Raw genomic sequence first — 12,059 nt, 5'->3', positions numbered from 1 at the left:
ATTTGGCAGATAACCCGCCGCAAAGCAGCCTTGTTTCATAAAAAATCTCATACCGCCATATATTTCAATAAATCTGAAATCGTACATCTAAAATCGTAAATATTTTTCTATTTTTGCGGCGTGAATAAAGAGGTATCTTACTTCAGCCATACGCTTTCTTTTCACGGAGCTTCGAGCCAGAAAATCCGAATATTTAACCCTTTCAATTTTTTTGCTAAATGAATCATTTCACCAAATTACCTGCTGTTTTATTATTAGCCGACGGTACCGTTTTTTACGGTAAAGCTGCCGGTAAAATAGGTACTACCACAGGCGAAATTTGCTTTAATACCGGCATGACCGGCTACCAGGAAATTTTTACCGACCCATCTTACTTCGGGCAGATCATGGTAGCCACCAATGCGCACATTGGTAACTACGGCATCAATACTGATGAGGTTGAATCGGGTAATATCCAGATAGCCGGCCTGGTTTGCAAAAACTATAACATTGCCTACAGCCGCAAACAGGCAACCGAATCTATACAGGATTATTTCCAGGAGCAGAACATAGTTGGCATCTCTGATGTAGATACCCGCCAGATCGTTCGACACATCCGCGATAAAGGCGCCATGAACGCTATTATCTCTTCAGAGATTCTGGACCTTGACGAGCTGAAAGCCAAACTGGCCGAAGCGCCTGATATGGACGGGCTGGAGCTTTCATCACAGGTATCAACAAAAGAAAGCTACACTTTTGGCGACGAGAACGCTGCCTACCGTGTAGCCGTGCTTGACCTTGGCGTTAAAAAGAACATCCTGCGCAACTTTGACGACCGCGATGTGTACGCCAAAGTTTACCCCGCAAAAACCACTTTCGAAGAAATGGAGAAGGATTTTGCACCATCGGGTTACTTTATATCAAACGGCCCCGGCGATCCATCGGCTATGCCATACGCCATTGATACCGTTAAAAAGATTTTAGCTACCGATAAACCCATGTTTGGTATTTGCCTTGGCCACCAGTTATTGGCTTTAGCTAATGATATCCCAACCAAAAAAATGTTTAACGGCCACCGCGGTTTAAACCACCCGGTTAAAAACGTAATTATTAACCATTGCGAGGTTACTTCACAAAACCACGGTTTTGGTGTAGTACCCGAGGCTGTAAAGGCATCCGACAAAGTAGAAATTACCCACGTAAACCTGAACGACCAGTCGATAGAAGGTATCCGTGTAAAAAATAAAAACGCGTTTTCGGTACAGTACCACCCCGAATCGTCGCCAGGCCCGCATGACAGCCGCTACCTGTTTGATGATTTTATAAGTATGATGAAAAAATAATTTCGATGTGCAGATGCGTGAATATGCAGATGTGCAGATGATAAAAAGCCTTTCGAGTTTTACTTGAAAGGCTTTTTTTATACGCGGCAGTAAGGTTAGCATGGTGGTAGACGTGAAGTATTGCGCCTTTGAACCTTATGCCCGTATGCAACAAGCGATTAAAATGGTTTCGCGATTACATCGCTATTTTCAAAATCTCTTTATACTTTAGCCCTAATGAAATTAAAAGGCACAACCCGCATCATAGTCCTGGTACTTATACTTTGTTTAAACCTGGGGTGCGACCAGGTTACCAAATCAATGATGCGCGCACACATCAACTATTACGATCAGTATCGTTTTTTTAACGACCATGTTACCCTGCTACATGTAGAAAATACCGGTGCTTTTTTAAGCCTTGGCGCCGAATTGGTACAACCGTTCAGATTTATACTGCTTACATTGCTACCGGTACTGGCCCTGTTTGGCGGCCTGGTTTATGTGCTGATAAAAAAGAACCTGGGCAGCTTAATGTCAGTAGGTATTATTTTTTGTATTGGCGGAGGCCTGGGCAACCTGTACGACAGGATTGTACATGGCTCCGTTACCGATTTTTTGCACATCAAGTTCGGCAGTTTGCAAACGGGTATTTTTAACGCCGCCGATGTTTCTATTATGATAGGTTTTGGCCTTATCCTGCTGGATGCCTTTTTGAAGAAGGGTGATGAAAAGACAGCTGAAGCGGTGGTTACTGAGGAATAACTACTGTATTGTAAGTTACCCTCACTTTTATTCTATTTATATAGAAATCATCTCTGTTAATGATAAAATACAGGCTTGTTATGCTATGCTTAAATAAGTAATTCCGCGTTAAGTACCGGCAGGCTGAAATGGAACATTGTCCATTTGTTCTCCTCACTTTCGGCCCATATTTTACCTCCATGATCGTTAATTATTTTTGAGGTAACGTATAACCCCATGCCCAGCCCCGAATGTGTGGCTATCACATCCTTAGCACGGTAAAATTTTTCAAATATTAGCTGCATGGTTTGGGCCGACATGCCTTTTCCATAATCTTTTATAGAAATAGTAACACGGCCGTCTGTTTCAATGGTTGTATTAACTTCAATTTTAGTATTCGGCAGCGAGTACTTCGCAGCGTTTCCCAATAAGTTTGAAAACACTTGCTCCATTCTTAAAGCATCGGCTACTATCTGTACATCCCTGTCTAAAACACACTCCAAAATATGGTTAGGTAAAATTTGCTGCATTACAGCCAGTTGGTCTGCTATAAAGCCGTTCAGCTGTACGTTTTCCATATTATACTGCAAACTGCCATTTTCAATTTTAGATATATCTAAAAGTTGTTGCACAAGCGAATTTAGCTTTGATGCCTGCACATCTATTTTCCCCAAAACCTTTTTTAGTTGCTCAGATATCGGCTCTTTGGTAGCTTTAGCTATTTGTGTATAAGCCTTTAACACTGTCATTGGTGTTTTAAGTTCGTGGCTGGCTATTGATATAAATTCGGTTTTTTTCTCGTCAATTAGTTTCGATTGCCTTATTTCTTCATCCTTTTCCTCTGCTATTTTAGAGAGGCTTGTGTTGCGGCGTTTAATTTCTTCATAGGCGCTAACGGGCGGCTGGTGTATAAAAAAATCGCGCAGAAGTTTTATTTTTATAGGATCCAATTTTAGGGAGCGGGGTACCCCTATCTTCATTTCAATTGTATAGCGGCCCTGGTTAGCCGTTAGTTCAAACTCAGGAACCAGTTTTTGCGCATAAAAAAAACCCTCGTTGGCCTTAGTAAAAGCCACATCGCTTTCAAAAGCAACCAGCGCTACTAAAGTATAACGGGTTTTGTTCTGGTCGAGCCCGATAGTCAGGGTTCCATTATCGGTATATTCTATAACTGTTCTGGCTATTTCTGATACAGCAGTGGCAAAAGTAGTTTGTGTTGCTGTTGTTAAACCAAGTTTTTCAGCAACCTTCATTGATTTTTTGTGGGCCAGCACAAGATCCATATCGTTCTCTAACGACATATTAACTACTTCTTTCATCTCATTTTATTTTTGCGATAACCACAGACATATCATCAGTACGCCGGGCGTGGTCTTTATAAATAGCTGATGCCAGAATAGCGGGGTCGTACTTGGTTATCATAGGGTAACGGGCCGTATCTATACGTGTTTTAATCCCATCAGAGCAAAGCATCAAATAGTTATACTCATCCGCAAGGTATTGTTGGTCGTTCATGGTGTTAGGGATATTATGCCCTACAATACCATTATACGACATCTGATTTTTAAAGTTAGAATGGCCAAAAAAACGTGCTGCTATATTACCTACCCCCGCCGAGGTCCATACTTTTTGCTCATAATTATAACCTACTATATTTATTACGGCGCCCCGGGTTTTTTTAATATTGGCGTGTATAAAGCGGATAGTTTCGGTTGGGCTAAAATCAGGGAATACCTTAAAAGCATTTGCGGCTTCATTAACCGCTTTATTAGCTTCGGGCCCATGGCCAAGCCCGTCTGCCAGCATCAGCTTTAAATAAGTATCGTTTTTTTTAAAGGTAAAGCCATCGCCGCTGGTTTTTTCGCCGGGCTTATAAACTACTATAGGCCGCATTATTACATCCGGTTTAGTTATTACTTTTGGCGGTTCGCTGTAAACCCGGCTCAATACAATAGTGCCCCAGCCAATCTGTGAATATAATTCAAACGTATCCGAGAGCCTTTTCATACTACCTAAACCGTGCCCAAGGGTATTTGAAGTTGATATTCCGTCCTGCATCATCCTGGCAGGATTTACCATCCCCGGGCCGTTATCAATACTAATAAGTTCTACATAGGGCGAGCCCCCGTTAGCAAAAACCCCCATAAGCAGTTCGCCATCGTTACTATATTTAAATAAGTTAGAGGTCATTTCAGCCACTATCAGGTCAAGCTCGTTGATGCGGGCAGGGTTTATACCTCCTTCTGTTGCTATACGATGTATTTCTTTTTTTATCAGGGAGAAATAACTACGGTCGTCTGCCGTAAAACTGATATGCGTTGCATCAACCATTGGCCCATTTTAATATCGTTACCACTGTACCTTCGCCTACCTTACTCTTAATATCAAATTCGTTTACTAAACGTTTGGTGCCTGGTAAACCCAGGCCTAAACTTTTGCCGGTTGAAAAGCCATCGCGCATGGCCGCAACTATATCAGGTATACCGGGGCCTTTATCGGTAAAGGTTAAACGTACGCCGTTATTGCGCCCGCTTGATACTATCTCGATGAGGCACATGCCCCCATCAGCATAACGCATCATGTTCCTTACAAGTTCGCTGCAGGCTGTTAGTAAGCGGGTTTGGTTTACCAGGCCCATCTTAATTTTTACTGCAGTTTCCTTAACACGGTTTTTCAAAAAAACCACATCCTGCTCTTTTGATACCTTAATGGTATCCTTACTCAGTGATAGAGTCATCGATGGTCTGGTCTTCGTCCGCGTCCTCTTCAGGATCGTCAATCATGGATCTAAGCAACCTCATGCCTTTTTCCATATCCAAAGCGGTATGTACGCCTTTAAGCGGCAAGCCCAGTTCAATTAATGTAATGGCAACTGCTGGCTGCATGCCAACTACCACAGTTTGGGCATCCAATATTTTCGACATGCTGGCAATGTTGCCTATTATTCGCCCCATAAATGAATCTACTATAGAGACTGCGGAAATATCTATCAAAACCCCTTTTGCACTTGTTTTGTTAACCATTTGCACCAGGTCAGCCTCCAGGTTGAGGGCAAGTCTGTCATAAAGGTCAACCTGTATGCTTACCAGCAAAAAGGCTCCCATCCGGAGAATAGGGATCTTATCCATTACTTAAATATTATTATTTTGAAACTGTACCGATCTTTTTAACTTCTAAGCGCATTATTTTAAACGAGTAGGCCAATGCGCTGGCTAAAGTTGCTTTTGTAATAATATTAGAAAGATCAATACCTAAATGTACTACTGTTTGCGCAATCTCGGGCCGGATGCCACTAATGATACACTCGGCACCCATAAGGCGGGTAGCACTTACAGTTTTAATAAGGTGTTGTGCAACCAGCGAATCTACCGCAGGCACACCAGATATATCAAGTATAGCGATGCTGGAACCCGTTTCCACAATTTCCTGTAAAAGGTTTTCCATTACTACTTGCGTTCGGGCGCTATCAAGCGTACCGATGATAGGCAGGGCCAGGATGCCTTCCCACACCCGGATAACAGGTGTAGATATTTCTGTTATCTCGTCTGTTTGACGCAATATCACTTCCTCGCGGCCCTTAATAAAGGTTTCAAAGGTAACCACGCTCAGGTTGTCCATCAGGCGGTTTATCTTTTGGCTTTCTGCAAAAAGTGCTTTAGGGTCTTCTAATTCTTGCTGCAATACTTCCAATATGGCTTCCTTCAGCAAGAAAACAAAGTTACCCGTTTCGCGTGGGCTAAACCCCTGGCGCGCGCGTGTAATTGCAATACCGCCTAATATTTCAATAACAGGGCTCCACTCATCAGATTCGAGATTGGTGAAGTTATTGCCCGATAGGTTACCCACCAGCGCCTCAATTAATTCTTCTGATTGATTTCTAAGTTCATCGTTACTGATCAGATCTTCACGCAGTCCTTCGTCAGTCAGTTGGTTTTTCATCCAAAGCTCAAGGATGTTCTTTTTTTTATTTTGTAGCAATTGATAAGTTTTTTGTGACATGGTTGAAGTATACAGATTGATTAGTAAAATCCAAACTTGACAAGTTAAATTATGTGTGAAAGGTATATATTAGGTATTGCATTACAAAATATAATAATTTATTATTTAATAATTAAATTACTTGCTTTAAGATGGAAATGTCACTTAGCATTTGTCTCCTGTGCTATTAACCATAAGCCTTTATAATGAATTTTGTTCGCGCCTGTCACTAATTCATCACATTAATGCCTACAGCTATACTTCATTATAAAAAGCGTATATTTGCGATAATTACCCGTTGATTTACGGTTTTGATCATTATATACTCTTCAGGACCCGCTTAATGCTTCGCGTTAGCACACATACATTACAAACATTACATGTCATTTGAAAATTTAAATTTAATTGAGCCTATTTTAAGGGCTTTAAAGGCAGAAGGTTATACAACCCCTACCCCTATACAAGAACAAGCTATACCTTATATATTACAACACCGCGACCTGCTGGGCTGTGCGCAAACCGGTACCGGTAAAACTGCGGCCTTCGCTATACCTATCCTGCAGTTATTATTCCAGGATAAGCTGAAGCACAAGGAACAAAAATCTATAAAGGCCCTCATATTAACCCCAACCCGCGAACTGGCTATCCAGATAAGCGAGAGCTTTACCGCTTATGGTAAGCATACAGGCCTTAAAAACCTGGTTATTTTTGGTGGTGTATCGCAAGGCCCGCAGGTTGATGCCTTACGCCGTGGTGTTGATATACTGATAGCCACCCCCGGCCGCTTGTTAGACCTGATGAACCAGCGCTTTGTACACCTCGATCAGATAAAAATGCTGATACTGGATGAAGCCGACCGTATGCTTGATATGGGTTTTGTAAACGATGTTAAAAAGGTAATAGCAAAAGTACCTGCCAACAGGCAAACGCTTTTCTTTAGCGCTACCATGCCTAACGAGATCCAGAGCCTGGCCGATAGCATCCTGCAAAAACCTGCAAAGGTTGAGGTTGCCCCGGTATCATCAACTGCCGATACCATCCAGCAATCATTATACTACGTAAGCAAAGGCGATAAGCGTTTATTGCTTAACCATATTTTAAAAGATAAAGAGATTAAGACCGCGCTGGTATTTACCCGTACCAAGCATGGTGCTGATAAGGTGGTTAAAGATCTGACACGTGCGGGCATCACTGCGGAGGCTATCCACGGTAATAAATCGCAAAACGCTCGTCAGCGTGCGTTAACCAACTTTAAAAACCGTACTACACGCGTGCTTATAGCTACAGATATTGCTGCCCGCGGTATTGATATTGACGAGCTTACCCACGTAATTAATTACGAGATACCCAATATACCCGAAACCTACGTACACCGTATTGGCCGTACCGGCCGCGCGGGTGCAAGCGGTGTAGCCCTTACCTTTTGCGATGGCGAGGAAGAGATAGATTACCTGAAAGATATTCATAAACTGATAGCCAAAGAGATTCCTGTTGAGCAGGGCCATCCCTACCCGCTAAGCTATGAAGCCATGACGGAGAAGATGATGAGCAAAGCCAAAAACGCGCCTAAGAAAAGTGGCGGCAGTGCAGGCGGCAGGCATGGCGGCGGCACCAAAAGGCCGGGCGCAGGCGGCAGGCCGGCGGGTCATCGTGGTGGTGGCAGCGGCGGTAGCGGCAACAGCCGTGGCGGTGCCAGCGGCATGAGCGGCGCAAGCAGGTCGTCATCAGGCAGGAGATAATTTAAAAGATCACAAAAAGCCGGGAATTAGCGAACAGGTGCGAGCCATTGCCGTTCCCGGCCGTTTTTTGGCGTTTTTCGGCGTTTTAAGGTCGAAAAATGGCGCTATTTTCCGCTTTTTTCCTCCTTATGCTTTAACAGTTCTCCAATCATAAAATTTTTTATGTTAGGATGTTAATAACCATATTTGCAACCTCCAAAGAAATTAAATAGCTTTAAGTGAAAATTCAACCAGAACAAATGAAACGCCTTTTTGACCTTATAAAGAATAAATTCTTCCTGGTTACGGTGGCTTTTGTTGTCTGGATGATCTTCTTTGATAAGAACGACCTGTTCTCGCAATACGAATATCACCAACAGCTTGATAAATTAAAGCAGGAGCAAATTTTTTATAAAACTGAAACCGAAAAGGTTAACAAAGACCTTGGCGAACTTACCTCTGACAAAACCAAACTCGAGAAATTTGCCCGCGAAAAATACCTCATGAAAAAAGATAACGAAGATGTTTTTGTTATCGTTCACGAGAAGAAAAAATAATGATTGATATCAGGTATGTGGATGTCCAGATCTGCATTATATTATCTGCAGGTCTGCACATTTGCACATGCCCTAATTTGTCTTCGTATCTATTTTAGGTATAGCAAACATGGCTTCTTTAATAAACTTAACCGGGGCACTGCCGTAGCTTAAAAACTTCTCGTTAAACTGTTTAAGCTTATATTTGCTGGCTTGCCTTTTCTTCCATTCTTCGTGCAGCGCGTTTATTTCTTTGTAACCGGTGTAATAACTGGTTAACTGCACACTGCTTACACTTACGCGTTTCCATTTACCATCCGCCTCTGCTTGCTGCTGAAAAGCTTCCTTAGTCAGCATTTTTATGGCTTGCTCTTTAGTCATACTGCCGGCATGTACACTGTAATCAAGTATAGTGTTACAAACTGACCGCAAGTGCCATTTATACCACATCAGGCGCATTTCAGGCGCAGCATCACCAAAGCCGGCGTCTATCATCTCCTGTTCGCTAAATACTGCCCAGCCTTCAACCATAGCGCCATTACCCAATACCGATTTTATTATACTTGGCGCTTTGTTAGCATACACTAACTGCGTATAATGCCCCGGTATAGCCTCATGGATGCAAAGGATCTGCAGGGTATAGTTATTATATTCGCGCAGATAGCTTTCCGCTTTCTCTGCCGACCAGCCCGAAAGGCTGCCTACATTGTAATAGGTATTGCCATTTTTATCGTACGGCCCCGGCGAGCTGATAGAAGCACCTGCAACACCAGCCATGTAACCCGGTTCTTTGCGTACTACCAAGGGCTTTGATGGATCCATGGTCAACAGGTCTTTTGACCGTATAAAAGCCGTAAGCTTGGGTATCTCCTGTTCAATAGCCGATTGAAAATCGCCAGGTGCAACATGCTTAGATGACAGGGTATCTATCACTTTAGCAATATACTCAAGCGAATCTTTAGGCATAGCTTGCGTACCAAAATATTTTGGCCAAAGCTGCCTGCTTAGCTTAGCCATTTCGCGGTGCAGGTATTTTTTGCGTTCAACCGCCGAGTTATAGGTTTGCTGCGCTGTACCTTCGGCTTGTATATCGTACTTAAATTTAGCTTCGTAAAACTCCTTTCCTAACCTAAAGCTGCGTGGCTTATCATTTTTCATAGCCTTTAAAAACGCTGCATAACCTTTTATGGCATCGGCCGATAGCTTTGCCCTTTCGGTCATTAGCTTTTGCTCGGCAGCGGGGATATTTGTTTTCTTAAGCGAATCGGCAAAATCATTCTCAATAACACCCACACCACCCAGGTGTTGGTCAATAGCCAGCTGGGTAAGCTCGGCCACGGGGTTTTTCAATTGTTTTTCAGCTTCTTTATAATAAGCCGGTATGTTCTGCATTTTTTGATAAAAACTGCGCAAGCGCTGGGTAAGCGGCGCGTAATGTTCGTTAAGTATGGATGCAAACGTACCTATTACGTTGTATGATGAGGGGTCCCACTGATAGGCTTTTAGCTGCTCTAAATTCCACTGTATGCTCTCCATCTGGTTTTTTATCATGTGATGGTCTATCTTATTGGCATCGCTTAAGGTGCCCTCAGGATAGCGGCTCAATGAATCCAGCTGCACTTTAGCGAACTTTATCGACTGGTCCCGGGCTTTATCAGTAGGTACTACTAACAGGCTGTCGTATTTATGATAGCCTACGCTTGTTGCCCAGTCTGGATTGTTTTTCCATAATTCCTCCAAAAAATGGTCTTCGTACCTTAAAAAAGCAGCATCGTCTTTTAAAGATTCATCCTGCATTGATTGTCCATCCTTTTTACAGGCTGTAAAGGCAGCCACATAAAGGGCCATTAATAGTATTTTTTTGATCACTACGTTACAGTTTTGCTTTGGTGCATAAACTTAAAACTTTTGGTTCATATAAATCAAACCTGTATCTAATTTGTTAAACAACAAATGAAGTATTATGGATAACCGACACGAAATTTTAATAAATGAGCTCATAAAGCTGCTTGAAGGCGGCGGTGCGCACGCTACTTTAAAAGATGCATTGGATGATCTGCCGGCCGATTTGCGCGGTGTAAAACCGCATAATCTACCTTATAGTATCTGGCAACTGGCCGAACACATCCGCATTGCACAGTGGGATATGCTGGAATTCAGTAAAGACGGTAGTCACAAATCGCCAAAGTGGCCGGATGATTACTGGCCAAAAGAAAGCTCCCCGGCAGATGAGGCTGCATGGGATAATACTATAAAACAGATAAATGACGATAGGAATGAATTTATAGCTCTATTAAAAAGCAACGATATTTATGAGAAGATACCGCACGGTGATGGCCAAAGCATCCTGCGCGAGGCACTGCAAATGGCCGACCATACATCATACCATACCTCAGAAATTATATTATTGCGCCGATTGCTGGGTGCGTGGAAATAATGGCCCGAATGGGTAGATGTGCGAATATGCAGATGTGCAAATGTTTATCTGCATATCTGCACATTTACTTCAGTCCCTTTACAAAGTTCACTATTGCGGTTACAAGTTCGGGTTTAAGCGGCAGATCAGGCTTGTTGTAGGTGGCCAAATTTTGCTCTCTATCGGCAGGGGCCTCCTTTAATATATGGTTCATGCCGGGTATAATGGTTAAAACCGCATCCGATTTTGCTTTTTTAAGCAGGTCGGCATCTGTTACCGGAACCTGGATATCATTTGTACCCTGTATTATCAGTACCGGCACCTTTGCTTTCTTTAGTTCTTTTGCAGGCGAATATCTAAACCACGACATTAAGTACGGTTGAATATCCGGGCGTGCAATGGCGTATATTTTAGGATCTATATTTTCTGTAAACTTGCCCTTTTTCAGGCTATCCAGCATGGTTTTAAAGTTATCTGCAACATATTTTGGTTGCGATTTCATTTGCTCGGTAACAATAATATCTGCCGACCGGCCTGCTCCTGCCACAGAGATAAAGGCGTTAACCGGTTGATCTCGTATGGATAATATCCCCACAAGCGAACCCTCGCTATGGCCTAAAACAATAACTTTAGAGAAGCGTTTATCTTCGCTTAATTGGTTTATCAACCCAACGGCATCATCCACGTAATCTTCAAAACGCAGTTCTTTTTCCTTAGTAGTGCTAACGCTTTGGCCAACAAGGCGTTTATCATATCGTAATGTAGCAATGTTATTTTTACCCAACTCATTTGCCAGCATTTTGTAAGTATTGCCATTAAGCCCTAATTTAGCGCTGTTACCATCCCGGTCTGTTGGGCCAGACCCCGCTATAATAAGCACAACCGGTATTTTACCGCTCACATTAGTAGGCATAGTTAAGGTACCTGATATTGAACCCGACAATGTTTTAAGCAGTACCGCCGATTCTTTAAGAGAAGGATCAAGCGCTATGGTTTTTGCATCCTCTACAAACGGGCTTAGCAACAGGCCTGTTAATTTGCTTTGATTATTAAGGGTTATATTCAACAAAAAAACAGCATTATCAAACGTTGCCTTATACATTGCTAAAGGTTGGTTATATTTTAAAAACTCTGTTTTATTTAAAGCACCCAACTGCGATTTTAGCTGAATAGTAGTAGGTTTAAATTGAGCAAGCGGCAAGCTGGCTTTCATTTCTGCGCTAAACATGTTAAAAATACTATCGGGCTGGCCGGCATTATAAAACTGCTTAAACTTATTTGCAACAGCCGCATAGTTGGCAGGTTGGCTATCAGCATTAAATACTGTGGCGAATATTAAAACAAAAGCTATAAGGTAAATTCTTCTCAT

Annotated in this window: 12 protein-coding genes; 5 read left to right on the top strand and 7 right to left on the bottom strand. The window is 42.5% G+C overall.

Annotation, left to right across the window (positions count from 1 at the left end; translation table 11 throughout):
* The first annotated feature begins 218 nt into the window (after window positions 1-218).
* Window positions 219-1,322, top strand: coding sequence for a glutamine-hydrolyzing carbamoyl-phosphate synthase small subunit (carA, locus tag IDJ75_RS01075; RefSeq protein ID WP_191173771.1), 1,104 nt, complete (start codon window positions 219-221; stop codon window positions 1,320-1,322).
* A 216-nt stretch (window positions 1,323-1,538) separates the two neighbouring features.
* Complete coding sequence (lspA, locus tag IDJ75_RS01070; protein ID WP_191173770.1) at window positions 1,539-2,063, top strand: signal peptidase II; 525 nt, start codon at window positions 1,539-1,541, stop codon at window positions 2,061-2,063.
* Window positions 2,064-2,152: 89 nt separating this feature from the next.
* On the opposite strand, the gene IDJ75_RS01065 is transcribed toward lspA, so the two are convergent.
* From IDJ75_RS01065 to IDJ75_RS01045, 5 genes are read right to left on the bottom strand one after another with little or no spacing between them, the layout of a single operon-like run.
* The gene (locus IDJ75_RS01065; protein ID WP_191173769.1) at window positions 2,153-3,361 is read right to left on the bottom strand and encodes a sensor histidine kinase; all 1,209 of its coding nucleotides are present in this window, start codon (window positions 3,359-3,361) and stop codon (window positions 2,153-2,155) included.
* 1 nt (window position 3,362) lies between these two features.
* A complete protein-coding gene (locus IDJ75_RS01060) occupies window positions 3,363-4,373 on the bottom strand; it encodes an ATP-binding protein (protein ID WP_191173768.1) in 1,011 nt (336 codons plus the stop codon).
* Complete coding sequence (locus IDJ75_RS01055; RefSeq protein WP_191173767.1) at window positions 4,366-4,779, bottom strand: anti-sigma regulatory factor; 414 nt, start codon at window positions 4,777-4,779, stop codon at window positions 4,366-4,368. The genes IDJ75_RS01060 and IDJ75_RS01055 overlap by 8 nt, the downstream gene beginning before the upstream one ends.
* Window positions 4,760-5,170: an STAS domain-containing protein gene (locus IDJ75_RS01050; RefSeq protein WP_191173766.1), complete on the bottom strand. Its 411-nt coding sequence runs from the start codon at window positions 5,168-5,170 to the stop codon at window positions 4,760-4,762. The genes IDJ75_RS01055 and IDJ75_RS01050 overlap by 20 nt, the downstream gene beginning before the upstream one ends.
* A 13-nt stretch (window positions 5,171-5,183) precedes the next feature.
* Window positions 5,184-6,041 carry an STAS domain-containing protein gene (locus IDJ75_RS01045; protein ID WP_191173765.1) on the bottom strand — a complete coding sequence of 286 codons (858 nt, stop codon included), beginning with the start codon at window positions 6,039-6,041 and terminating at the stop codon, window positions 5,184-5,186.
* Between the two features lie 359 nt (window positions 6,042-6,400).
* On the opposite strand from IDJ75_RS01045, the gene IDJ75_RS01040 reads away from it, so the two are divergent.
* Window positions 6,401-7,759, top strand: coding sequence for a DEAD/DEAH box helicase (locus IDJ75_RS01040; RefSeq protein ID WP_191173764.1), 1,359 nt, complete (start codon window positions 6,401-6,403; stop codon window positions 7,757-7,759).
* 239 nt (window positions 7,760-7,998) lie between these two features.
* Window positions 7,999-8,295, top strand: a complete 297-nt coding sequence (locus tag IDJ75_RS01035; protein WP_191173763.1) for an FtsB family cell division protein — start codon at window positions 7,999-8,001, stop codon at window positions 8,293-8,295.
* Between the two features lie 72 nt (window positions 8,296-8,367).
* Here the strand turns inward: IDJ75_RS01035 and IDJ75_RS01030 are convergent, their stop codons facing one another.
* The gene (locus IDJ75_RS01030; RefSeq protein ID WP_317173724.1) at window positions 8,368-10,143 is read right to left on the bottom strand and encodes a DUF885 domain-containing protein; all 1,776 of its coding nucleotides are present in this window, start codon (window positions 10,141-10,143) and stop codon (window positions 8,368-8,370) included.
* Window positions 10,144-10,237: 94 nt separating this feature from the next.
* Between IDJ75_RS01030 and IDJ75_RS01025 the strand changes: the two genes are divergently transcribed.
* Window positions 10,238-10,711, top strand: coding sequence for a DinB family protein (locus tag IDJ75_RS01025; protein ID WP_191173762.1), 474 nt, complete (start codon window positions 10,238-10,240; stop codon window positions 10,709-10,711).
* A 64-nt stretch (window positions 10,712-10,775) separates the two neighbouring features.
* On the opposite strand, the gene IDJ75_RS01020 is transcribed toward IDJ75_RS01025, so the two are convergent.
* On the bottom strand, window positions 10,776-12,059 hold the full coding sequence (locus IDJ75_RS01020; protein WP_191173761.1) for a serine aminopeptidase domain-containing protein: 1,284 nt from the start codon (window positions 12,057-12,059) through the stop codon (window positions 10,776-10,778).

This window comes from Mucilaginibacter rigui (genome assembly GCF_014773275.1).
Taxonomy (GTDB): domain Bacteria; phylum Bacteroidota; class Bacteroidia; order Sphingobacteriales; family Sphingobacteriaceae; genus Mucilaginibacter; species Mucilaginibacter rigui_A.
The sequence above is the reverse complement of the archived record's forward strand: the minus strand, read 5'-3'. Positions and strand labels throughout refer to the sequence as shown.

Excerpts from the sequence above, each read along its gene's own strand:
- IDJ75_RS01045 (WP_191173765.1), bottom strand. The coding sequence starts at position 6,041 with ATGTCACAAAAAACTTATCAATTGCTACAAAATAAAAAAAAGAACATC.
- IDJ75_RS01055 (WP_191173767.1), bottom strand. The coding sequence starts at position 4,779 with ATGACTCTATCACTGAGTAAGGATACCATTAAGGTATCAAAAGAGCAG.
- IDJ75_RS01065 (WP_191173769.1), bottom strand. The coding sequence starts at position 3,361 with ATGAAAGAAGTAGTTAATATGTCGTTAGAGAACGATATGGATCTTGTG.
- IDJ75_RS01050 (WP_191173766.1), bottom strand. The coding sequence starts at position 5,170 with ATGGATAAGATCCCTATTCTCCGGATGGGAGCCTTTTTGCTGGTAAGC.
- lspA (WP_191173770.1), top strand. The coding sequence starts at position 1,539 with ATGAAATTAAAAGGCACAACCCGCATCATAGTCCTGGTACTTATACTT.
- IDJ75_RS01060 (WP_191173768.1), bottom strand. The coding sequence starts at position 4,373 with ATGGTTGATGCAACGCATATCAGTTTTACGGCAGACGACCGTAGTTAT.
- IDJ75_RS01040 (WP_191173764.1), top strand. The coding sequence starts at position 6,401 with ATGTCATTTGAAAATTTAAATTTAATTGAGCCTATTTTAAGGGCTTTA.
- IDJ75_RS01020 (WP_191173761.1), bottom strand. The coding sequence starts at position 12,059 with ATGAGAAGAATTTACCTTATAGCTTTTGTTTTAATATTCGCCACAGTA.
- IDJ75_RS01035 (WP_191173763.1), top strand. The coding sequence starts at position 7,999 with ATGAAACGCCTTTTTGACCTTATAAAGAATAAATTCTTCCTGGTTACG.
- carA (WP_191173771.1), top strand. The coding sequence starts at position 219 with ATGAATCATTTCACCAAATTACCTGCTGTTTTATTATTAGCCGACGGT.
- IDJ75_RS01025 (WP_191173762.1), top strand. The coding sequence starts at position 10,238 with ATGGATAACCGACACGAAATTTTAATAAATGAGCTCATAAAGCTGCTT.